The organism is Bifidobacterium sp. ESL0732, from assembly GCF_029395535.1.
Lineage (GTDB): Bacteria > Actinomycetota > Actinomycetes > Actinomycetales > Bifidobacteriaceae > Bifidobacterium.
Genome location: NZ_CP113920.1, coordinates 1,850,207 through 1,873,062, shown reverse-complemented (window position 1 = coordinate 1,873,062; position 22,856 = coordinate 1,850,207). Strand labels below are relative to the sequence as shown.

Below are 22,856 nucleotides of genomic sequence, written 5' to 3'. Positions count from 1 at the left end.
ATTCCAGTTCGGAATGATTGTTCTTGATTAATTGCCGATAAGCGTCCCGCCCGGCAAGTAGCGTTAAAACTATGAGTGAGTCTTCTATGCATCTTCTTGAGCCGGCGCCATTTGGCCGTGTTATTCCCGCGATGGTGACGCCGATGCACGATGATGGTTCCGTTGATTTTGAAGCATCCGTGGCATTGGCCAAACATTTGGTCGCTTCAGGTGCCGATGGTCTCTTGGTCAACGGCACGACCGGTGAGTCGCCGGTCACCCACATGGACGAGAAGGTCAAGCTCGTCCAGGTCGTCAAACAGGCTGTCGATGTGCCGGTGATTTCCGGCGCAGGTTCCAACGATACCGCCCATACGGTGCGTATGGTCGAGCAGACTCAGGAAGCTGGCGCCGATGCGGTGCTGGTGGTCGCTCCTTACTATTCTCGGCCTTCGCAAGAGGGTATTTTCCAGCACTATCAGGCGGTCAACGAATCGGCGGACAAGCCGATCATCGTCTATGATGTCCCCGGGCGTACCGGCGTGCATCTTTCGCTTGACACCTATTGCCGGCTTGCCGGACTTGACCACATCAAGGCTGTGAAGGATGCGACGGGTGATATAGCAGGTGCTGTGCGCAAGCGTATGGAAACCGGCCTGACTTGGTATTCCGGTGATGACGCGTTGTTCCTTCCGTTCCTTTCCATCGGGGCAGTCGGCATTATTTCGGTTATCGCGCATGTTGCCTCGAACCCGATGCGCCAGCTTGCTGATGCTTTCGACAAGGGTGATATCCACGAGGCACAGCGTCTCGCGGTTCGTCTTGCACCGTTGGTCGACGCCATCAACGGCACCGGATTCCAGGGAGTCCTGGCCAAGGCCGCGCTGCATGAGCGTGGATGGCTTGACGTGACCACGATGCGCCTGCCGAACGTCGGACCAGGGAAGCCGGAGTACGAGCGTGCCCACAAGGGCATGGTTGATGCAGGCATTTTAGACGCCTAGTTTTCAAGAAGGTTTGACGATCAAGCAAAGGCAAAAGCATAGCTCATTACAGCGGGGAAGTTGGTGACGCGTAAGCAGTCACGGCTTTTGTCCGCTGTTTTTATTCCTCGTCTGCACACAGGTGCAGACACTAAGTAAACAGAAGTTCAGTAATAGATATGACAGATACAGAAGAAAAAACCGCAGCGCCGACCACGCATCGTCGTGGCAGCGCCAGCAAGACACGTGCCCGTAAAAGCGAGGGTGCGTTTGAAAAAACCACAAAGCGCAGCAGTGCTAAAACCAGCACGAAAAGCAGCGAAAAGCGCACGAGCACCAAGCGCGGCGAATCCCGCGGTTCCTTGCGTTCCGGCGGACGTCGTTCCAGCGGTTCCAATTCATCACGCAATACGCGTGCTGGCAACCGTTCCACCAGTCGCCGTTCCAATCCGCGCGCCGTCTCGCGTACTCCGGGAACTTCACCCAACCAGGACGCCGTGCTGATCGCCCCGCCGAAGTACCGCAAGGGCTCGATGCGTATCGTTCCGCTCGGCGGCTTGGGCGAGATCGGCCGCAACATGAACGTGATCGAATACAACGGCCATCTGCTGCTCGTCGATTGCGGCGTGCTCTTCCCCGATGAGGAACAGCCCGGCGTCGACCTCATCCTCCCTGATTTCAGCTATATCAAGGACAGGCTCGACGACGTCGAGGCGCTCGTGCTGACCCACGGCCACGAAGATCACATCGGTGGCGTGCCGTACCTGCTGAACCTGCGCCCGGATATCCCGCTGATAGGCTCGAAACTTACGCTCGCCTTCGTCAAGGCCAAGTGCGAGGAGCATCACCAGAACCCGCGCTGTGTCGAGGTCAAAGGCCGCGACAAGCTCAAGGTAGGCCCGTTCAACCTCGAATTCGTTGCCGTCACCCATTCCATCCCTGACGCGCTGGCCGTGTGCATCAACACCCCTGCCGGCACTGTCATCGACACCGGCGACTTCAAACTCGACCAGCTGCCCATCGACCATCGTATTACGGATTTGGTCGAGTTCGGCAAACTCGGCGAGAAGGGCGTCGACCTGGTCATGGTCGATTCCACCAATGCCGAGGTCCCCGGTTTCGTCCGTCCGGAAAGCACCATCGGCCCCGAGCTCGAGCGAGCCTTCAGCGAGGCCACCCGCAAGATCATCGTCGCCTCCTTCTCCAGCCATGTCCATCGCGTCCAGCAGGTCGTCGACGCGGCGCACAAGGTCGGCCGCAAGGTCGTCTTCGTCGGCCGTTCGATGGTGCGCAACATGTCCATCGCCGCCGATCTCGGCTATCTGCACATTCCTGAAGGCACCGTGGTCGACCTGAAGAAGGCCAAGGACATCCAGGACAACAAGCTCGTTTACATGTGCACCGGTTCGCAGGGCGAGCCGATGGCCGCGCTCGGCCGCATCGCCGACGGCACTCACCGCGACATCACCATCAACGAGTTCGATACCGTCGTGATGGCCAGCTCCCTGATTCCCGGCAACGAGAATGAGGTCTACGGCATGATCAACAAGCTCGTCCAGAAGGGCGCGCGCGTGGTCAACCGCGACAACGCGAAGATCCACGTCTCCGGCCACTCCAACGAAGGCGAGCTCACCTACTTCTACAACATCCTGAAGCCAAAGTGCGTCATGCCAATCCACGGCGAGAACCGCCACCTGGTTGCCAACGGCCTCGTGGCCGTCAAGACCGGCGTCGACCCGAAGAACGTCGTGCTCGCTGAGGACGGCGATGTGGTCGATCTCTACCATGGTCAGGCTGCGGTCGTCGGTTCTGTGCCGTGCGCCTATGTCTACGTCGATGGTGATACGGTCGGCGAACTGACCGACGAAGAGCTCGAGAAGCGCAAGATTCTCGGCACCGAAGGTTTCGTTTCCATCTTCGCCGTGGTCGACACCGACGCCAAGAACGTCATCTCGGGCCCGAAAGTCTACATGAACGCGATTCCCGATGACGAGGGTGATCTCGACAAGGTGCGTCGTCAGATCGTCGGCCAGCTCGAGGACGCGATGATGCAGGGCACCCACGACACCCACAAGCTCCAGCAGATCATGCGCCGCACCATCGGCGGTTGGGTCTCCCGTCAGCTCCATCGCAAGCCGATGATCGTCCCGGTCGTCGCCGACATCGCCCACGACGTCATCGACGGCACGCCCTCCGGCAACTGAAGCTGAAGTTGAGGCTGAGGCTGGCCTGTTGATAACTTGTTGATATTCAGATCGGTTTATCACTGAAAATCTAAACAAGTTGTTATATGATTTCCCCGGTAGGTTTCGCACCTGCCGGGGAATTTATGAATTGCGAGGAATGAACGTATGAAAAAGATGTTTCCTGCCACTGCAATCGGCGCGCTGGTGCTGCTGATTGTCGGCACTTTTGCCGATTTGCGCATTGACCAGGCGGTTTATATGCCCGGCAATGGATTTTCGGCGTTCTTCGAACGTCTGGCTCCGATTATCGGCGCGACCGTTCTGATGATCGGCGCGGCGTTGTTGTTCTGGACTTACAAATTCGTCAAGGAAAATCTCGCGAAACTCGTGCTCTCCGGCCTTGTCTACCTCGGTTCGACGCTGGTAGGCCTTGCGCTTTGCTACAAATACTGTCACCTGTTCGGTGTCGCGTACGGTGTCATCGTCGCCGTGCTCATCGCCTGCATCGTCTACAAGATTCCCGACGGGCTGAAGCAGCGCTACCGCTGGGCCGGCATCGCCATTGTGGTTGTGTTCCTGGGCTCGATGTGCCTGCTGGAAGTCCTCAAGATTTTCTGGGGCCGCGTCCGTTTCCGCTCGATGCAGGGCCATTTCGACCTCTTCACCCCTTGGTACCACCCCAACGGCAAACACTATCTCGCCGCCGTCGGTGGCGTGGCCGAGGAGATTAAATCGTTCCCCTCCGGCCATTCCCAGTGGGCCGGCACCACCTTGTCACTTTGCCTGCTCGCGTTGGTCAGCCCGCATTGGAAAAATAAGGAAAGTATGGTTTACGGCGTCGCGTTGGTCTACGCGCTGGTGGTGATGTTCAGCCGCATGATGCAGGGTGCCCACTTCCTCTCCGACGTCACCGTTGGCTTCGCCCTTCCGATGCTTGCGCTGTGGCTGGCCCGCCATCTGTTGCTCAAGCAACTTGCGCAGCATTATCCGCAGGAATATGAACTGGTATGAGTGGTTGATACAGGATTAATAAGAGCGGTGGCTATCAGGTTTGGTGGTCGCCGCTTTGATATTGTCTGTTATTTCACCGCCGAAACGTAGACCTTGTGGCTGCGGGGAAATTCGCGCTTGAACGCCTGTTTGACGGCATGCTTGCATTCGTGGGTTGCCTCGGTTTCGGCGGTAACAGCGAAGGTCGTGCTTTCATCCTGATAACCTTGTTCCCGCAGGATAACGCCGCTTTCGTCGTGTTCAAGGCTGAGAGAGCGGTCCTTTTTCGCGGTTAGAAACGTGATTTTCCTATACTCCGATTTCGTTGTCGCTGCGTTCTCCATCATGCTTAGCGCCTGCTTGACGGGAATCAGTCGCATAGTCCTGCCTCTTTCAGATTGCGTTCGAGCATATGGGTGAATTCGTCCTTCTGTAGCACCGAGGAAATAAACAGCACATCGATATTGTTGTCGTTTTCATTGACAATGAAGGCGACGCGCGCCGAGCCGGTACGTTTAAGATTGATGCGGCATTCATAGACGCATTGCCCGTCGACCCGAGCCGACACAGCCCGCTTGACTTTCGACATTCCCGTTTCCAGTTGCAGATTGAGCGCGTTTTCGATGCAGCCTTTGATGGTTTTCTCGTCGTCGCGATGCTTCTTGAAAAACTGCTTGCACCCGGAACGCTCGTATTTCACGTCCATCACATCACAACCTAATTCTTTCCCAATACCTGTTTTCAGCATAAGGCACTGTGGGACATTTTATTCAATCGTATGTTCGCTCCGGCTAGTTGCCAATTGTCTTCACTGGCATCATTGTGTACTGGCCACGTTGCCGCTAGAAACTTGTATGGGCCGCCAGCCGAAGCCGACGACCCACACAAATCAACTATATTAATAGGACGAGGAAATCAATCGCCCTACCGGTGAAGCCCAACGAGGTGAAGCTTTAATGACCCGGGCAAATACCCCGAAGTGAACCGGCTTCGGCCGACATTTCGAGCGTATCATGGTCTTCCTGAATCCACAACTTTTCTCAAGGTTTCTCGATTTAGATATCAAGAAACCTTGATTTTTCTCTGATAGTGCCGTTTTAATTTGCAATTCGTTTCTCGATGTGTCACGTTGGATATGCCGCGCGTATGCGGCGGGTAATCCTTGAACCGGAGAACCGGAAACGTACGTGCGACCGGCTTGGACCAAAAGGTCGGCTGACAACTATAAGAAGGAGACCGATTATGGCATCCAACGAAAATCAAAAGCCCGGGGACTCCGGGCTCTGCTGGCTCGTGGCAACGGTGTTGCTCGCGATCGTGCGCAAGGTTGGTTCACTTGTAGCTGCGGCAATCCTGCTGATTTGCTTGCTCTATGCAATCAACAGGATGGGGTAGTGCCAGCACCTTGCTGCTTGTAAAAGAGTGAGCGAGGCGGGATTATCCGGCGGCGAGTCGATCTGCTGCCGGATTTTTATGTCGGTTGTTGGTTGCTGTCTGATTGCGTCAGCGTCCGAAGCCTTTGCGGCTGCGGTTCCACTGTCTGCTGCGGACATAGGCGACAATGCTCAAAGCAATTCCCGAAGCCACTAGCAGCATGAGTCGTTTCGCCATGGTCCACCAGTCATTGCCCGTGAACGGCAATGCGGACACCGGAGTCGGGAACGGATTCACCTGACCGTCGAGTATGTAAGTACCTGTCGAGTTGGTTCCTGCTGCCCGATCCGCAAGGGCTGTAGTATTTCCAGTCCAAGCCGGGTTCGTTAGTCCGCTTCTATCCGTCCAAATGCCCGGAGCTGGAGGCGCGACATTGGTGAACGCCCCGCTGATAAGTTTTGTCTTCGTTCCCAAACGCAGTGCCTTCAGATTCGGAGGCAGCATATTCTCCGCTATGGAGACATTGGTTGTGTCCCATCCCTGTAAATCTAAATTATTAAGGCTATTGGTTTTGTAGAACATGTGGCCCATGTCGGTGACGTGGCTGGTATCCCAATTTGATATGTCGTCTAGGTTGGTGAGCAGCCCGGATTCTTGGAAGGTGCTGCGCATGGTTGTGACTTTTCCGGTGTGCCATTGGTTCAGTCCGTCGATTTTGGTGAGTTTGGGATCGGTATCGAACATTGCGTGTATGTTGGTGGCGTCGCTAGTGTCAAGGTTGCCGACGTAGGCTGATTCAAGACTGGGCATCTTGTAGAACAGGTAGTCGCCGCCTTCGGAGGCGAGTTTGACCGTGGGGTTGACAGTAGCTTTCTTGACGTTGTCATCGTCGTGCCAAGGGGTTGCCGGGTCTAGGTCCGTCCCGTTGTGGTTAGGTACGGTGCCACTTTCCAGTGTGAGGACGCACATGGTGTCGTCGTTGTCATCGGTGTGTTCGTTCCACTTGAGGGTGTTGATGCCGTTTGCCCACCGATGACGCCCAGTCTTGGCCTTACACGGTAGTCCTGAGCCGGTGTACATGTCGTTGGTCGTGTAATCAATGTTGTCCGGTATGTTGAGTCCGGGATTACCTATGGTTTTCACATTGGCATCGTTGTAGAACATCTTGTCCATATCGGTGACACGGCTGGTGTCCCAGCTATCTAAATTTAAGTTATTAAGGCTATTGGTTTTGTAGAACATGTAGCCCATATCGATAACTTGAGAGGTGTTCCAGTTTGATATATCTAGGTTGGTGAGGAGCCCACATTCTTGGAAGGCGCTGCGCATGGTTGTGACTTTGCCGCTGTGCCATTGATCGAGTCCGTCGATTCTGGTGAGTTTGGAATCGCCACTAAAAATGGCGTGTATGTTAGTGGCGTCGCTAGTGTCGAGGTTGGCGACGTCGGCCGATTCGAGGGCGGTCATCTTGTAGAACAGATACTCGCCGCCTGCGGAAGCGAGTTTGACCGTGGGGTTGACGGTTGCTTTCTTGACATTGGTGTCGTTGTACCAAGGGGTTGCCGGGTCTAGATCCGTCCCGTTGTGGTTAGGCACGATGCCGGACTCGAGTGTGAGGACGCACATGGTGTCATCGTTGTCGTCGGTGTGCTCGTTCCATTTGAGAGTGTTACCGTTTCCGGTCCACCTGTGGCGACCGGTTTTGACTCCGCATGGCAAGCTGGTGGCTCCGGTGAACATCTCATTGGTGGTGTAATCGACACTATCCGGTATGTCGAGTCCGGGGTTGCCGAGGGTCTTCAAGCTGGCGGAGTGCCAGAACATGTCATGCATATCGTTGATGCTGTGGGTGTCCCAGCTCGACAGGTTGAGTTCTGTCAGAGCTGTGGAATTGAACATTGCGCGCGTGCTGGTGATTCCACCAGTGTTCCATTGATCCAACCCATCAATGCTGTTGAGGTTGGTATCAGTCCAGAACATGGCATATAAATCCTTGGCGTTATCGGTTTTCAAACCAGCAACGTTGGCGGTTTTGAGACTGGGAGTTTTCCCGAACAGGTATCTTCCTCCTGTCGGAGTAAGTCTGACTCCTTCGGTGACGGTGGCACTGACGATGTTGTCACCAGTCCAAGGAACAAGTGTTGCCTCGTTTGTACCTGTATGGTCAGGTACGGTGCCACTGTCAAGGGTGAGGTTACATTCGGTCAGTTCTGCGTTCGGGGCCTCATGCCAGGTAAGGGTGTTGGTGCCGTCGCCCCAATGATATTGGCCGGTATGTTCTCCGCAGATGAGGCCTGTATCACCGAGGAACCTATTGGTAATGTTGGCATTGGCAGGGAAGTTGAGACCGGGATTCCCTATTGTTTTCAGGCTGGGGTTATAAGCGAACATTCCTACTGCGGCATTCAGGCTGGATGTGTTCCATGCTGAAAGTTCAAGTCTTGTCACCTTAATGCCATTGAACATCGAGCGCATATCGGTGACACTGGAAGTGTCCCAATTCTCGAGGCCGTCGATTTCTGTGAGGTTGGGGCAGTCCCAGAACATATCGAACATGTCGGTGGAACCAGTGGTATTGAGCCCCTGAACATCCGCGGTTTTGAGATCAGGCATCATACTGAACAGATAACGGCCACCGGTAGAGGCGAGACTAACCTCTGCGTTGATTTTAAGTTTTGTGACGCTATGACCGGTCCACGGAATAGTAGTATCGGTGTCTGAGCCAGTATGGGCAGGTATGATGCCGGATTCCAGCGTCAATACGCAATCGCTCCCGACTGTTTCTTCTTTCCAAGTCAGGGGGTTGACGGCACCAGGAGTATCTGGCCATCGGTGTTCGCCGGGTGAGGTGCAGGTGCCATCTTGGGAGCCGACCGAATCCAGCGGGACAGGTTTTGGTTTTGATGGTGCGGGTTGTTCTGTTTGAACAGGGGGTTGCTCGGAAGAAGGTGTTAAGGAATGTTCTGTATTTCCGGTTTCGGTTTGCTTCGAACTATTCGTCGCAGAGTCTTGAGCGGGCGCATGAGAGTTGGAATCTTTAGTATCAGAGGTTTTGGATTGTTCAGAAATTGTTGGGGAAGTGATGTCATTTTGCGCGCTGGCTGGTTCCGCGGCGCTGGCGGCGGGCACGATGGCGAAGCAGAGGGTCAGTGCGGAAAGCACAGCCGTGAGTTTGCCCGCAAAGCCTTCGTGTCGCATCCTTGTCCTTTTCATCTAGTCCTGTAACCAGCCCCAATTGCGTGTCATACTTGCTCATCATCTTATCGTCTCAAGGGTACAAAAGCCACTTCGCTGTCTGTGGAAAATATCGAATGTTTGACGATAATAATCGATAGATATAAAAGCGATAATGGTGATATTCTGCAAATCGTATTGTGTACCTATTGTTTTGTATTTTTTAATGAAAACGTGCCACACCTTATATGTATGCTTGACCTGCCGGCAAACCGTCCGAATCTCCGTGTGCGCTGTGGGCGTGGTGCTGACGTGCCCCGTTGACATAATGGAATTAATCTCTTGATCCCGCGGCACAAGCCGTTGCCGCCGCATGCACAAACAATAAAAGGAGCGAAATGCCAGGAGCGAATCTCACACGCGTCGAAGCCGAGGAACGCAAGTCCATTATCACCGGGCCGGTCAGCTATCATGTCGATTTGGATTTGACCAAAGGGCCAAAAAATTTCCCGTCGATTTCCGTTATTACGTTTGACGCGAAGGCGGGTGCTTCAAGCTTTGCCGATCTCATTGCCGACGAGGTCAGTGATATCGAACTGAACGGCGAAAAGCTCTACCCCGATAAGTATTACGTCGATAATCGTATCGAACTTCCGGCGTTGAAGGAACATAATACGTTGAAGGTCGTTTCCTCCTGCCAGTACTCCACCACGGGCGAGGGCTTACACCGCAGTGTCGATCCGGCCGACGGCAACGTCTACCTCTATTCCCAGTTCGAAGTGCCGGACGCCCGTCGCGTCTACGCCGTCTTCGACCAGCCCGACATCAAGGCGACGTTCGATTTCGAAGTCACCGCGCCGCAATCTTGGCTCGTCACCTCTAACATGCCGGTCGCCTCCACTGCCGACCTTGACGAGATGACCGCCGAGGGCACGCTAGGTACGCACCCCGCCGAGTCCACGAAGCGTTGGGTGTTCGAGACCACGCCGAAAATGAGCTCCTACCTCACGGCCATCTGCGCCGGTCCGTACGCCGAGTGGCACACCACGTATGCTAACGAGGACGGTCGTACCGTGCCGATGGCGCAGTACTGCCGCCAGTCGTTGAAGAATGACTTTGACAAGGACGTGGACTATCTCTTCGACATCACCAAGAAGGGCTTCGCCTTCTATGCCAAGACCTGGGGCGTGCCCTACCCGTACGCCAAGTTCGACCAGATCTACGTGCCCGAATACAACGCGGGCGCCATGGAGAACATCGGCATGGTCACCATCCGCGATTCCTACGTTTTCGGTTCCAAGGTCACCGACGCGCTGGCTGAGCGCCGCGTCGTTACCGTTCTGCACGAGCTCGCCCACATGTGGTTCGGCGACCTGGTAACGATGAGGTGGTGGAATGACCTGTGGCTGAACGAATCCTTCGCCGAATTCATGTCAAGCCTGTCAACCGCAGAGGCCACGGAATGGAAGGATTCTTGGGCTACTTTCACCTCCGGCGAGAAGAGCTGGGCCTTGAATCAGGACCAGCTGCCGACCACCCACCCGATCACCGCGCCGATCAACGACCTGCACGACACCGAAGTCAACTTCGACGGCATCACCTACGCCAAGGGTGGTTCCGTGCTGAAGCAGCTCGTGGCTTATGTCGGGCGCGACAAGTTCTTCAAAGGCATCAACAGCTACTTGAACAAGCACCAGTACGACAACGCGACGTTGAACGATTTGCTGGTCGAGCTTGAGGCGGCGAGTGGCCGCGACTTGAAGACGTGGAGCAAGCAGTGGCTCGAGGAAGCCGGTATTAATACGATTGCCGCAACCGTAGAAGAGAACGGCGACGGCACCATCAAATCGCTGACGTTGACGCAGACCGCGCCGGCGGAACACCCCGTGCTGCGCGTGCATCGTATGGCCATCGGTTTCTACAACCGCGATGCGGCTAATGGTAAGGTTGTGCGCACCGATCAGATTGAGCTCGATGTCGACGGTGAAACCACTGTGGCTGCCGAAGCCGCCGGTAAGAAGCGCCCCGACTTCATCTTGCTCAACGACGATGACCTGACCTATACCAAGCTGCGTTTCGACGACAAATCCCGTGAGTTCGCCGCCGAGCATCTTTTCGAATTCGACGACGCCTTGGCCCGTGCCGTGGTCTGGCTGGCGTTCTGGGACATGACCCGCGACGCCGAATTCTCGGCCGAGCGCTTCATCGACCTGAGCTTGAAGATGCTTTCCACCGAGCATGAGTCCACCACGTTCCGTTATGCGTTGAGCTGCTTGAAGACCACGGCCACGCACTATGTCGCACCGGCACGTCGCGAGGCCGTCGACAAGCACGTTGCCGAGGGTCTGTGGAATCTGGCCAACGAGGCCGAAGCTGGCAGCGACGAACAGTTCCAGCTAGTCACTGCCTATTTGGGTTATGGCGAGCGGGGCGATGCCCTGTTCATTTCCAACGTCAAGAATCTGCTTTCCGGTTCGCTCAAACTCAAGGGTCTTGAAATCGACAACAACATGCGCTGGGCCCTGGTTAAGGCGCTCGCTTCCGTCGGCGAGATGGACGATGAGGCGATCGATGCGGAACTGAAGCTCCGCGATACCACCGATAATCGCGAGTTCGCCTACGGCGCCCGCGCGTCCGTGCCGACTGCCGAAGCGAAAGCGTGGGCTTGGGATGCTTCGATTCACGATTTGAACCTTACCAATTCGCAGCTCGCCGCAGCCGCTCTCGGTTTCTCGTCGAACCTGACTGGGAAGTTGGCAGAACCATATACCGCAAAGTATTATGATACCGTCGACTGGATTTGGGAAAACCGTACCTTCCACATGGCTGAAACGCTGCTGGAAGATCTCTATCCTGCTTATGCAGATCCGGCTGAACTGGTTAACCTTGGCGACGAATGGCTGGAATCCCACAAGGATGCCGCCCGCGCCCTGCGCAACATCGTCATCGGCAACGTCGAGTCCTCTCGTCGCGCTCTCAAAGTGAGCGCCTACAACGCCAGCTTGAAGTAATCCATCTGATCAGCAGAAGCAAGAGCGAAACCCCGTTGCAAGCAATCCGCAGCGGGGTTTCGCATACATAAGGCTTGAAAATCAGCGACGTACTCCGGCTGGTGGAGTCGCTGCAATCATTTCTTGCAAAGTAGCTATACAAGAAATACCGAAATCTTGTAAAGCTGCGTTGCAAGATTTTACTTTCTTCTGATGTCACCTTTCATGGGATACCGTCGTCATTTTGAATGATCATGTTGAAATGCGACGAAATCGGGCAGTGTTGGGGTAGGGTGCGGCGTTCGTGGAATCTCTTGAGTAAGATGAGACCCAGTAACATTCGCGCAAACGGAGGATGTGGCAGTATGCCCAATATGTTTGGAACCGATGGCGTTCGCGGATTGGCGAACAGGGATTTGACCGCAAGGCTGGCGCTCGATTTAGGCGATGCGGCGGTGCGTGTGCTAGGCGATTCTTCGGGAACGGAAGAGGAACACAGGGAAGGGCGTCGCCGTGCGTTGATTGGCCGTGATACGCGAGTTTCCGGTGATTTTCTCGCTTCGGCGCTTGCGGCAGGTATGAGCGCAGGCGGGTTCGATGTCATTGACGCCGGCATCATTCCGACCCCTGGCGTGGCGTATCTGACCAGCGAACTCAACGTTGAGATGGGCGCTGTCATTTCCGCTTCGCACAACCCCATGCCCGACAACGGCATCAAGTTCTTCGCCAAAGGTGGATTCAAGCTCCCGGACAAGAAGGAAGACGAAATCGAGGCTGTGCTCGGCAAAGATTGGGACCGTCCGACGGGTGCCGGCGTAGGCCGCATCAGCCATGACATCAGCACCGCCACCAATATGTACATCGATCATCTGGTCAGCGCTATCGCGCCGATTGCACCCGACAAGACCCAGCCCAAGCCGCTTAAGGGGCTGAAACTCGTGATGGACTGTGCCAATGGCGCCACCTCCGTGGTCGCGCCTGAAGCGCTGCGTCGCGCCGGCGCCGAGGTGCTGGTCATCAACGCTTCGCCGGATGGCTACAACATCAATAAGAAGGCTGGCTCCACCCACCCCGAGCAGCTGCAGGCGATGGTGAAGGCTTCCGGCGCCGCGATGGGCGTGGCGTTCGACGGCGACGCCGACCGCTGCCTCGCCGTTGACGAGGACGGCAACATGGTCAACGGCGATCAGGAGATGGGCATCCTCGCGCGTGCCAAGAAGCGCGAAGGCAAACTCAAACATGACACGTTGGTTGTTACTGTGATGAGCAATCTTGGCCTGAAGCTGGCCTTGAAGGATATGGGCATCGCGACGGTGCAGACCAACGTCGGCGACCGCTACGTCCTTGAGGAAATGCTCAAGGGCGACTATTCCATCGGCGGCGAGCAGTCCGGCCACGTCATCAACCGTGAGTTCGCCACCACCGGCGACGGCACGCTGACCGCGCTCACCCTGTGCAACGAGGTAGTCAAGTCCGGCAAGTCGCTCAAGCAGCTGGCCGCCGACTTCCCGCAGCTGCCGCAGCAGCTCATCAACGTTCCCAAGGTCGACAAGAAAGCCGCGCCTACCAACGCCAAGGTGCAGGATGCCGTGGCTCGCGAGGAGAAGCTGCTTGGCACCACCGGTCGCGTGTTGCTTCGTCCGAGCGGCACCGAACCGTTGGTGCGCGTGATGGTCGAAGCCGAAACGCAGCAGCAGGCCGACGAGGTCTGCCAGCGCTTGGCCGCTGTGGTCGCCGAGGAGCTGGCCATCTGATGTTTTCGCGCAATACCAAAGTCGACACCGAACTCAATCGTGCAGTTGAGCACCTGATTAAAACCGGCGGCAAGGAAAAGATTCTTCCCATCGTGCAGATGGGGGAGCCCGTGCTGCGTCAGAGTGCGGTGGAATATGACGGCCAGCTGAGCAAACGCACGCTGTCCAAGCTCATCGAGGCCATGCACGTCACGATGCTCGAGGCGCCGGGCGTCGGCTTGGCTGCGCCGCAGATTGGCTTGGGACTGCGTATAGCCGTGGTCGAAGACCACGTGCGCGTTGGTGGTAGAGGAGTCGACGACAATCCCGAAGGCCACGTCGGTAGCAAAGATAGTCAAGATTCATCGAATCAGCAAGACGATTCCGACGATGAAGATACTATCAACGATGCCAACGATCCGCGCGAAATCGCCGAATTCCCGTTCCGCGCCATCATCAACCCCACCTACGAACCCATCGGTACGCAGCAGCGCAGCTTCTACGAAGGCTGCCTGAGTTTCTCCGGTTATCAGGCGGTTCGCCGTCGCTGGCTTGACATCGTCGCCCGTTGGCAGGATGAGGAAGGCAACAAGCACCAGGAACACCTGCACGGCTGGCCGGCCCGCATCTTCCAGCACGAGACCGATCACCTGAGTGGCGAGGTTTACATCGATCAGGCCGAAATTCGTTCGCTCGCCACCGATGAGAACCTTGAGGACTACTGGTGCGAGGATCCGGTTCCGAGAGATGCTGCCAAAGAGCTAGGTTTCAAGCTTGCCTAGCGTTGGTTGAATCTCTGCATAACCAACTCATACATTTTTCCAGAACGCGGCAAACCAGGATTCGGTTTTGCCGCGTTATCGTTATGCGGTTCCGTTTTTCTTTCTTTCTTCGTATATGATGAGTGCCTCATGCCAGGAATGTACATGGTATTTGCCCATGATATGGCTCCGATGGGAGTAAACGGTGTTGGAAGAAATACTGAGAGAATCGGCAACTTCATCTGTTTCCATTCCCTGCGAGCACAGATTGATGACGCGTAGTTCGGCAGGTGAAAGCGGCAAGACCTTTTGTTGGAAACGTAGCGCAACGGTCATATCCTCCTGTGTTTGTGCAAGGTCGCTGTTGAAAGAAGAACCGACGCTTTGAAGATTAACGGCTGTGGGGAGGACATGGTCATGGTGATCATGATGTGGAATCCGTTTTTGAACTCCTTTGTTCGGATTTGTCAATTGTGTTGTTTGATCGGCAATGTTCCCATGACGCGAATCCGCAGTTTTATGGGTGATCAAGGTTTGCTGCCAGCTATGGTCGCCGTCATCACCAGTTGAGCAATGAGGGTCGCGGGATTTTCGATCCCGTTGCTTTCGTCGTTGTGTAGTTTGTCCGTTCGTGCAGTGAGAGGGAGGGATGGTTCTTTTCGGTTCGAGCGGTCTCGTAGGAGGATGCAATATTTTTTCGTGGTAGATTGCTTCGATCTCTGCGGGAAGTGCGTGGTTGAGTTCGGCTTTATCGATAATGCAGTTAAAATACTGTCTTGATGTTTCCGAATCGTCATATCTGTCGATGTGTGCGGTGATGCCAATGAGGATGATATCTGGTCGAGCGTTCTTGATTTTTTCGGCAATAGGTTCGATAACGGCCTTGTTCATCGAAATATCGACGATGACTACATCAGAACGGAGCGGAGAATATAGGGATCGGTGGAGTCCGGCATCCGGTTTTGTTGTAGGCCATATTTTGATATGACAGCCGTCACGATTCTGAATACGACTGACGATGCTGGCTTCATGCTCTAATGCGCAGGGGTCATCGTCGATGATGACAATACGTAGTTCGCGTCTTGGCGATGATTTTCTCTCTTCCATGACTCAATTTTATACAATGTGTTTAAAAACGCCAATTATTTAGACAAAATTCAAGATTTCTTGATTTTTATGAATTTGTGTCTTTGAATTTGACATTCGTGAATATCGTGCAACTCAAGGTCTCATCCATTGACCAACTGGCTTGCGCGCTGGTAGGAGATGCCCATAGCCTGGCCGATTTGACGCAAAGTGAGGCCGACCTGGCGCAATCCTTTAGCGGCTTTGCGGGATTCCTTTGCTGCCAGCGTGTTCGCTTTCTTGGACTGCTCGCGATAGCGTTTCATGGCTTCCAGATGCTCTTCGACTTCTTCCGGGAACTTCATTTCCTGCTCGAGGGCGAAATTCCGGTCGCCGGTCATGATCTCAATGAGGTCGCGCGCCATGGTGTCCACTTCGCTCAGGGTTCGTGCTTGCGTCACTCCGACGTCGGGAATGGTAAGAAACCAATATTTCCCATCTGGCTCGATAGTGACGCGGTAACTTTCCTTGTGAATGGTTTTGTTGCCGTCCACGTCGTAGCCGGCTTTGAATTTTTTGAGTCTCATTGTGTGTCCTTTCTTTTCAGAGCGTACGCGACTTCCTTCATGATCATTTCTGCTTGGTGCTTTCCGATTTCCTTATGTCGAGGAACCGGGATTATCTGATTATTGAGATAATAAATTTCGTGATTTCCTCCCTGCCGGCGATGGTAAAATTTCACCCCTTGCGCCTTGGCTTCTTTGCGTATCTCCTTGATGAGCCATTTCCTAAGTACCATATACTAAACCCTCCACTAGATTAAAAACACAATCCTGCACTAGACAAAAGCAATGTGACGTATTGCTTTTACCTCTGTCCTTCGAAGCTTAGGGAACTTGGCTCGTAAACCGTGCCAAAAACGGGTGCTGTGGTCGAATGCTCTGGGTTATCCACATCCCGGGCGTGTCGTGGTCAAGTTGTCGACATTCCGGACATTCTCGTTTGATTTATTCACATGAAATGGTGATGGGCAAAAACTTGATTGGTCGGTTACGACGTGAGGATGAATTAGAAAACGATGATTGTAATGACGACTCGCGCTTGGCAACGGCTACGTGTAGGATAGTGTTTAGCAAAATGTGAGCGTTCACATTATCGATGACAAAATAGTCGGTAACGGTAATGCGTCGCTTGCAACCAAAGGAATACGGCTCGTGGCAATCGACAAAGCGTCTGTTTTGTCCGCGGCGATGGCGGGTTCCTGCGACATAGTGATGATGACGATAGTAAAGGAGCTACAACACGATGGCAGTTGCAACAGACACCACAGAGCATGTGGCGGCGATAGCCGAGAAAATACGGGCAGGCAAGACCTCGCTCGGTATCGAGTTCGGGTCGACTCGCATCAAGGCCGTGCTTATTGACGATACGTATACCACGATTGCCGCCGGCGATCACGGTTGGGAAAATCATCTTGAAAATGGTTTGTGGACCTATTCGCTCGATGAGGTATGGTCCGGTTTGCAGGCGGCGTACGCGGCGCTCGCCTATGATGTCGAAAACGCTTATGGCGAGAAGCTCACCAAAATCGGTACGATGGGCTTCTCCGCGATGATGCATGGCTACCTTGCATTCGATAAGGATGGCAAACTGCTGGTCCCGTTCCGTACTTGGCGCAATTCCAATACGCACGCGGCGCACGAAAAACTTTCCGAACTTTTCCAGTACAACATCCCCGAACGCTGGTCGATTGCTCATCTCTATCAGTGCATTCTCAACAAGGAAGATCACGTGCCAAACGTCGCGTTCTTCACCACGCTCGCCGGATACGTCCATTGGAAGCTCACCGGCAAGAAGGTGCTTGGCATCGACGATGCCTCTGGCATGTTCCCGATCGACCCCGAAACCCACGGCTGGAACAAGCATATGCTCGCGCAGTTCTCGGCACTACCCGAGGTCGCGGCCGAGCCTTGGAAGATCGAGGATTTGCTGCCGACACCATTGGTGGCCGGAAGCGATGCGGGAACGCTAACATCCGAAGGTGCAAAGCTGCTCGATCCAAGCGGCACCTTGCAGCCCGGCACACCGCTGGCCCCTCCGGAAGGCGATTCCGGCACCGGTATGGTTGCCACGAACTCCGTGCGCGTGGGCACTGGCAACGTTTCGGCTGGTACCTCGATTTTCGCCTCTGTAGTGCTTGACCATCCACTCGAGCGTCTGCACCCCGAAGTCGACTTGGTTTCGACTCCGGCCGGTGACCCTTGCGGCATGAGTCACGCCAACAACTTCACCTCTGATCTGAACGCCTGGATGAAGGTCTTCAGCGAATTTGCCAAGGCCATCGGCACCCCGCTCGATGCCGGTACACTTTACGGCACGCTGTTCCGTGCTGCCATCGGGCCCGAAGCCGACGACAACGCAGGCGGGCTCATCAACTACTGCTTCTATTCCGGCGAATTCCTGGCCGGGCTTGAGGAAGGCCGCCCTGTCTTCGCGCGCGGCCCGGAAAGCCATATGAACCTCGCGAACTTCATGCGTGCCCAGCTCTTCGGCGCATTCTCGCCGGTCAAGATTGGCATGGACATCATGACCAAGGACGAACATGTCAAGGTCGATTCGATGGTCGGCCACGGCGGCATTTTCACCACGCCGAAGGTGGCACAAAAGATTCTCGCAGCGGCCTTCAACACCCCGATCAAGGTCATGTCGACGGCGGCCGAAGGCGGAGCCTGGGGCATGGCCGTACTCGCCGATTACCTCTGGCACAAAGACACTCCGCTCGACGTTTATCTCGACGAGCGGGTCTTCGCCGATGCCGAATCGACCACCGAGGATCCCGACCCGAAGGACGTCGCCGGTTTCGAGGACTTCTTCGCCCGGTTTACCAAGGCACTGCCGATCGAGAAGGCAGCCATCGAGACCATCGACTTGGAAAGTTAACACTAGCTAACACTATGGTTTCCCCCATATTCAAGTCGCTGACGGCCGCTGAGTGGCTCATTTATGGCGCTTATCTCCTTTCCCGCCATAAAAGGCCACTGGCCGCAAGTCAGTGACTTGAATATGGCGGAAACCAGAAACTGTCAACCAACAATGAAGTACACAACAGAAACAAAAGGAAGTAATGATGACATTCGAAAATCCATTTGAAGGCAAGACCATCTGGTTCGGCGTCGGTTCGCAGGACCTCTACGGTGAGGAGGCGTTGCGCCAAGTCGCCGAGCAGTCCACTAAGATCGTTGACGCGTTGAACGCCACCGGCAAGATCCCGGTCAAGCTGGTGCTGAAGCCCACGCTGAAGTCCTCCGACGGCGTCAAGCAGTTCATGACCGAGGCCAGCGCCGATCCCAGCTGCATCGGCGTTATCGCTTGGATGCACACGTTCTCGCCGGCCAAGATGTGGATTCGTGGCCTTGAGGTGCTCACCAAGCCGCTGCTGCAGCTCAACACCCAGTTCCACAAGGAGATCCCGTGGGACACCATCGACATGGACTTCATGAACCTGAACCAGTCCGCCCACGGCGACCGCGAATTCGGCTACATCGTCACCCGTCTCGGCATCCCGCGCAAGATCGTCGTCGGCCACTACACCGACCCCGAGGTCGCCGAGAAGATCTCGACTTGGGTGCGTGCCTGCGCCGGCTGGAACGAATCGCAGAACATGCGCGTGATGCGCTGGGGTGACAACATGCGCAACGTCGCCGTCACCGAAGGTGACAAGACCGAGGCCGAGCGCGTCTTCGGCACGCAGGTCAACACCTGGGCCGTCAACGAGCTGGTTGGATACTACGAGAAGGTCAAGGACGATCAGGTCAAGGGCATCATCGAGGACTACAAGGCCAAGTATGACGTGGCTCCCGAGCTTCTGGACTCCCGTTACGAAGAGCTGTTCATCGCTGCCAAGGAAGAGGCTGCGATGGTCAACATGATGAAGGACAACGGCGCCACCGCCGCGGTCGACAACTTCGAGGATCTCGGCACGCTGCCGCAGCTGCCGGGCGTGGGTGCCCAGCGCCTGCCCAGCGAGTACGGCTACGGCTTCTCCGCCGAAGGCGACTGGAAGACCTCGGTGCTCGTACGCATCGCCAGCGTCATGGGCTACGGCCTTGAGGGCGGCTCGAGCCTGATGGAAGACTACTCCTACAACTTCGTCGAAGGCCACGAGATGGACATGGGCTCGCACATGCTCGAGGTCTCGCCGTCCGTGGGTACCATCGCCAAGCCGAAGCTCGAGATCCATCCGCTCGGCATCGGCAACAAGTCCGATCCAGTGCGTCTGGTCTTCACCGTAGCCCCGCACAAGGCCGCCACGGTCATCTCCATGGCCGACATGCGCGAACGCTTCCGTCTGCTGATGGATGTGGTCGACGTGGTTGAGCCGGAAGGCTCCTTGAAGGCACTGCCGTGCGCCCGTGGCTTGTGGAAGCCGCGTCCGAGCCTCAAGACCGCGGCCGAGTGCTGGCTGCGCGCCGGCGGCTCGCACCACACCTGCATGACCACCTCCTTCGGCCGTGAGGGATGGGAAGACTTCGCCCGCATCGCCGGCGTCGAGCTGGCCACCATCGACGAGAACACGACGCCGCGCGAGTTCGAGCGCGACCTCGAGATCTCCGAAATGTATCATCGCCTCGACAACCGCTGCTGAAACGGTTTCCGGCTCGCTGATGGCAGCATGCTATAGCTGAGTTGCCATTGATCAGTTAAATAAGCTGGTTGTAATCAATTGGGCACCTTATGGGATTTCCATAAGGTGCCCAATTTGTTGTCGAAGATTCCTTGGCTGTGTTCATAGCAAAGGTCTTGAAAGCCATTGTGCGAATATAGTTAAAATAAAATTCAATAGATAAAAAATTAGACTTATCGACTAGAATTGACAACCGAATGCAATTGTGTGCCATAAGTGAGCATTGCCGATGCATGGTTGTATCGAACAACCGAGTGTCCATGGAGAGATCCAAATCTGCCGATTGATGATTCGAAGAGCACGCGGATAATTCAAATAGGACTTATGGATGATGCGGCAAGGTTCAAAGTAAAGGAGCCGAATTGAGCAACGTGAAGAAGACCATCGCGGTTGTAGCTGCTGCAGCGACGATGATAGGTCTGGCAGGGTGCGGTTCGGGCGGTTCGAACAATGCCGGCGCCAAAGGTTCTGATTCCAAGGGCGATTTGGTTTTCTGGGGATGGGATAGCGGAAATTCGATGAAGGAAATCATTGCAAATTTTGAGAAGGAGAACCCGGGGATCTCAGTGAGTTTCAACAATACCGCGACGGCCGAAAAGACCTCGACGGCGTTGAGCGATGCCATTGCTGCCAAGAAAGGCATCCCTGATGTGGTGATGCTTGAGGACCCTACGGTCACACAATTTGCCGTCACGGGCGATTTGGTCGATTTGAGCCAGTTCGGAGCCGCGAAACTGGCTGATGATTTCACGTCTGGACCTTGGAACAAGTTGCAATATGCCGGCAAGCCCTATGCGTTGCCGATCGACGCCGGTCCTGAGATGTTCTTCTACAACAAGGCCATCTTCGATAAAGCGGGTGTCGATGGAGAGGCAATCAAGACATGGGACGATTACTATGCGGCGGCCAAGAAAATCAAGGCGGCAGGTTCGTATATCACCAACAGCTCAGGCAATTCAGGCGATTACCAGCCCTTCACGGCGCAGGTTTGGCAAGCCGGTGCGAAACCTTGGACGATTGACGGAAAGCAAATCACCATCAATATGACCAAGGATGAAGGCATGGAAGGCTACATCGACTTTCGTCAGAAGCTGATTGACGAGGATCTGATAGACACCAAGACTTCCAATTGGTCCGTTGAATGGAACCGTAAATTGAATGACGGTACCATCGCCTCGCTGACCATCGGCGCCTGGATGCCGGTCGACCTTCTCAGCGGCGCCCCTGATCAGAAAGGCAACTGGCGTGTAGGCTCGCTGCCTCAGCATCAGGCAGGCAAGCAGGTGTCGGCAGAGGACGGCGGTTCCGCCCTCGCCGTGTCGAAGACCAGCAAATCGCAGGCAGCTGCCTACAAGTTCGTGAAATATATGACCCACGGCGCGGGTGCCCAGCAGATGGCCGATACAGGCACGTTCAGCAGCTTGAAGAAGATTCTCAATTCAAATTCCTTCACCGATCCGACCACTGAGAGCAACAAGAAGATCAACGACTATTTCGGCGGTCAGAACGTCAACAAGATCCTGGCTGAAGGCGCTCAGCGTCCCGTTGAAAAGTTCCAGTATCTGCCCTATAACCAGTTTGCCCAGACAGCTTTCGGCGATGAGATTTCTAAGGCCTACAGCAAGAACATCCCTTTGAAGAGGGCCATGGAAAATTATGCCCAAAAGCTCGCCGATTACGGCAGGGAGAAGGGGTACAGCGTCACCGTCAAATGAGGTGCGGGACCGCAGAGAACCGATTGAGCAGAGAAGATCACGGCTTGACTAATGTTCTTTTCTGCTAGTAATAATTAAAAAAGAGTCTATTTGCCGGCGGAACGCTGATAACAAGACAGTCGCAGTGATGGTAGATTAAAAATAAGGCAAAGGAGACTTGAAATGACGCATGATGTAACGAGGCATAATGTAATACGTGAGGATATGAACGACGATGATTTGCAGCGTAAGTCGCGTAGCGTAGCCGACCGTGATCTGAATCGCGGAACCACCGGATTCATCACACTCGTTGTACCCTCCCTGGCGCAGCCTTATCTTGGGCAATTGGCGGACCGTGTAATCGGTGAGGCGCGGAAACGCGATTATTCCGTGTATGTCACCGCGTATGCGGAAGGCTCACCAGGCGGTGCCCGCGAAGTCCTGCAGTCTTTCGACCCCGCCGTCTCAGACGGGATTATTCTTTCCCTCAGCGAGCTTGAGGATATCTCTCCGGACAATTTTGACGTCGATTATCCGCTCGTCGTTTTGGGTTCACGCACTACTTGGCGGCGTGTCGACCATGTGACTCATGACGATATTGAATCTGCCAAAATCGCGGCCAGATATATGTTGGAGCATGGAAGTTCCCGGATTGCCGTCATCGGAGCACGCGAACCGTTGGATGTAAGAAAATTGCGCAATGCCACGGAAAGCAGTGCCCAGTTGCGTTTGAAGGGGATTGTCGAGGAATGTCGCAGCTATCACCGACAGCTTGACCCAGCGCTCGTCGGAATAACTCCGGGCAGCTGGACCATTGGTGCAGGAGCCGATGCAATGCGTCAGCTGATTGACAGTCATGTCCCATTCGACGGTGTAATCGCGTTGAACGATCAGCTGGCTTATGGAGTGCTTTCGGCCCTTGCAACCAGTGGCATCAGGGTTCCTGGGCAAGTACAGGTCATCGGTTTCGACAACGCCGAGGAATCAGCATATCTGCAAACGCCGTTGACCAGCATGGACTCGGGCCTGTATTGGATCGCTTTCACGGCAGTAAAGCGCATTATCGGCAGGATCCAAGGAACGATCACGACCCCCGAACTGTTGAAGGCCAAGTCCAAAATCATCGTACGAAAAACAACGCGGCCTTAGATTGGTTACTGGGCGTTTAACCTCACGCTGATGAGACAGCGTGTTTTCCGTGAACCCCCAAATCCCATAAATTTAGTATTTTTGTGATGAATTT

16 protein-coding genes are annotated in these 22,856 nt (G+C 55.0%); 11 read left to right on the top strand and 5 right to left on the bottom strand.

The features are described from left to right. The first annotated feature begins 71 nt into the window (after window positions 1-71). From dapA to OZX70_RS07190, 3 genes are all read left to right on the top strand, one after another. Window positions 72-983, top strand: a complete 912-nt coding sequence (gene dapA, locus OZX70_RS07200; protein ID WP_277180287.1) for a 4-hydroxy-tetrahydrodipicolinate synthase — start codon at window positions 72-74, stop codon at window positions 981-983. A 158-nt stretch (window positions 984-1,141) separates the two neighbouring features. Further along, complete coding sequence (locus OZX70_RS07195; protein ID WP_277180285.1) at window positions 1,142-3,166, top strand: ribonuclease J; 2,025 nt, start codon at window positions 1,142-1,144, stop codon at window positions 3,164-3,166. Window positions 3,167-3,313: 147 nt separating this feature from the next. Continuing rightward, complete coding sequence (locus OZX70_RS07190; protein ID WP_277180283.1) at window positions 3,314-4,159, top strand: phosphatase PAP2 family protein; 846 nt, start codon at window positions 3,314-3,316, stop codon at window positions 4,157-4,159. A 68-nt stretch (window positions 4,160-4,227) separates the two neighbouring features. Here OZX70_RS07190 and OZX70_RS07185 read toward each other — a convergent pair whose 3' ends face one another. Together OZX70_RS07185 and OZX70_RS07180 are read right to left on the bottom strand one after the other, a co-directional pair. Then, the gene (locus OZX70_RS07185) at window positions 4,228-4,518 is read right to left on the bottom strand and encodes a hypothetical protein (RefSeq protein WP_277180281.1); all 291 of its coding nucleotides are present in this window, start codon (window positions 4,516-4,518) and stop codon (window positions 4,228-4,230) included. Further along, window positions 4,509-4,847 (bottom strand): hypothetical protein, encoded by a 339-nt coding sequence (locus OZX70_RS07180; RefSeq protein WP_277180279.1) that lies wholly within the window; start codon window positions 4,845-4,847, stop codon window positions 4,509-4,511. The genes OZX70_RS07185 and OZX70_RS07180 overlap by 10 nt, the downstream gene beginning before the upstream one ends. A 533-nt stretch (window positions 4,848-5,380) precedes the next feature. Between OZX70_RS07180 and OZX70_RS07175 the strand changes: the two genes are divergently transcribed. Beyond that, window positions 5,381-5,533, top strand: coding sequence for a hypothetical protein (locus OZX70_RS07175; RefSeq protein WP_277180277.1), 153 nt, complete (start codon window positions 5,381-5,383; stop codon window positions 5,531-5,533). Window positions 5,534-5,641: 108 nt separating this feature from the next. Here OZX70_RS07175 and OZX70_RS07170 read toward each other — a convergent pair whose 3' ends face one another. Further along, window positions 5,642-8,710, bottom strand: coding sequence for a BspA family leucine-rich repeat surface protein (locus OZX70_RS07170; RefSeq protein WP_277180275.1), 3,069 nt, complete (start codon window positions 8,708-8,710; stop codon window positions 5,642-5,644). A gap of 374 nt (window positions 8,711-9,084) precedes the next feature. On the opposite strand from OZX70_RS07170, the gene pepN reads away from it, so the two are divergent. The 3 genes from pepN (at window position 9,085) to OZX70_RS07155 (ending at window position 14,191) form a co-directional block, all read left to right on the top strand. Further along, window positions 9,085-11,697 carry an aminopeptidase N gene (gene pepN, locus OZX70_RS07165; RefSeq protein ID WP_277180273.1) on the top strand — a complete coding sequence of 871 codons (2,613 nt, stop codon included), beginning with the start codon at window positions 9,085-9,087 and terminating at the stop codon, window positions 11,695-11,697. Window positions 11,698-12,041: 344 nt separating this feature from the next. Next, window positions 12,042-13,430 (top strand): phosphoglucosamine mutase, encoded by a 1,389-nt coding sequence (gene glmM / locus OZX70_RS07160; protein WP_277180271.1) that lies wholly within the window; start codon window positions 12,042-12,044, stop codon window positions 13,428-13,430. Beyond that, the gene (locus OZX70_RS07155; protein WP_277180269.1) at window positions 13,430-14,191 is read left to right on the top strand and encodes a peptide deformylase; all 762 of its coding nucleotides are present in this window, start codon (window positions 13,430-13,432) and stop codon (window positions 14,189-14,191) included. The genes glmM and OZX70_RS07155 overlap by 1 nt, the downstream gene beginning before the upstream one ends. Before the next feature lie 81 nt (window positions 14,192-14,272). Here OZX70_RS07155 and OZX70_RS07150 read toward each other — a convergent pair whose 3' ends face one another. Then, the gene (locus OZX70_RS07150; RefSeq protein ID WP_277180267.1) at window positions 14,273-15,277 is read right to left on the bottom strand and encodes a LuxR C-terminal-related transcriptional regulator; all 1,005 of its coding nucleotides are present in this window, start codon (window positions 15,275-15,277) and stop codon (window positions 14,273-14,275) included. Between the two features lie 122 nt (window positions 15,278-15,399). Further along, window positions 15,400-15,822 carry a hypothetical protein gene (locus tag OZX70_RS07145; RefSeq protein ID WP_277180265.1) on the bottom strand — a complete coding sequence of 141 codons (423 nt, stop codon included), beginning with the start codon at window positions 15,820-15,822 and terminating at the stop codon, window positions 15,400-15,402. A 718-nt stretch (window positions 15,823-16,540) separates the two neighbouring features. Between OZX70_RS07145 and OZX70_RS07140 the strand changes: the two genes are divergently transcribed. The 4 genes from OZX70_RS07140 (at window position 16,541) to OZX70_RS07125 (ending at window position 22,762) form a co-directional block, all read left to right on the top strand. Next, the gene (locus tag OZX70_RS07140; RefSeq protein WP_277180263.1) at window positions 16,541-18,175 is read left to right on the top strand and encodes an FGGY-family carbohydrate kinase; all 1,635 of its coding nucleotides are present in this window, start codon (window positions 16,541-16,543) and stop codon (window positions 18,173-18,175) included. A 187-nt stretch (window positions 18,176-18,362) separates the two neighbouring features. After that, entirely contained in the window at window positions 18,363-19,880 is a 1,518-nt protein-coding gene (araA, locus tag OZX70_RS07135; protein ID WP_277182162.1) for an L-arabinose isomerase, read from the top strand. A 401-nt stretch (window positions 19,881-20,281) separates the two neighbouring features. Further along, a complete protein-coding gene (locus tag OZX70_RS07130) occupies window positions 20,282-21,634 on the top strand; it encodes an extracellular solute-binding protein (RefSeq protein WP_277180261.1) in 1,353 nt (450 codons plus the stop codon). Between the two features lie 204 nt (window positions 21,635-21,838). After that, window positions 21,839-22,762 (top strand): substrate-binding domain-containing protein, encoded by a 924-nt coding sequence (locus tag OZX70_RS07125; protein ID WP_348519445.1) that lies wholly within the window; start codon window positions 21,839-21,841, stop codon window positions 22,760-22,762. The last annotated feature ends 94 nt before the right edge of the window (window positions 22,763-22,856 follow it).

Bases quoted from the DNA above. Each gene is read 5' to 3' on its own strand.
- dapA (WP_277180287.1), top strand. From the start codon at position 72: ATGAGTGAGTCTTCTATGCATCTTCTTGAGCCGGCGCCATTTGGCCGT.
- OZX70_RS07195 (WP_277180285.1), top strand. From the start codon at position 1,142: ATGACAGATACAGAAGAAAAAACCGCAGCGCCGACCACGCATCGTCGT.
- OZX70_RS07190 (WP_277180283.1), top strand. From the start codon at position 3,314: ATGAAAAAGATGTTTCCTGCCACTGCAATCGGCGCGCTGGTGCTGCTG.
- OZX70_RS07185 (WP_277180281.1), bottom strand. From the start codon at position 4,518: ATGCGACTGATTCCCGTCAAGCAGGCGCTAAGCATGATGGAGAACGCA.
- OZX70_RS07175 (WP_277180277.1), top strand. From the start codon at position 5,381: ATGGCATCCAACGAAAATCAAAAGCCCGGGGACTCCGGGCTCTGCTGG.
- OZX70_RS07170 (WP_277180275.1), bottom strand. From the start codon at position 8,710: ATGCGACACGAAGGCTTTGCGGGCAAACTCACGGCTGTGCTTTCCGCA.
- pepN (WP_277180273.1), top strand. From the start codon at position 9,085: ATGCCAGGAGCGAATCTCACACGCGTCGAAGCCGAGGAACGCAAGTCC.
- glmM (WP_277180271.1), top strand. From the start codon at position 12,042: ATGCCCAATATGTTTGGAACCGATGGCGTTCGCGGATTGGCGAACAGG.
- OZX70_RS07155 (WP_277180269.1), top strand. From the start codon at position 13,430: ATGTTTTCGCGCAATACCAAAGTCGACACCGAACTCAATCGTGCAGTT.
- OZX70_RS07150 (WP_277180267.1), bottom strand. From the start codon at position 15,277: ATGGAAGAGAGAAAATCATCGCCAAGACGCGAACTACGTATTGTCATC.
- OZX70_RS07145 (WP_277180265.1), bottom strand. From the start codon at position 15,822: ATGAGACTCAAAAAATTCAAAGCCGGCTACGACGTGGACGGCAACAAA.
- OZX70_RS07140 (WP_277180263.1), top strand. From the start codon at position 16,541: ATGGCAGTTGCAACAGACACCACAGAGCATGTGGCGGCGATAGCCGAG.
- araA (WP_277182162.1), top strand. From the start codon at position 18,363: ATGACATTCGAAAATCCATTTGAAGGCAAGACCATCTGGTTCGGCGTC.
- OZX70_RS07125 (WP_348519445.1), top strand. From the start codon at position 21,839: ATGAACGACGATGATTTGCAGCGTAAGTCGCGTAGCGTAGCCGACCGT.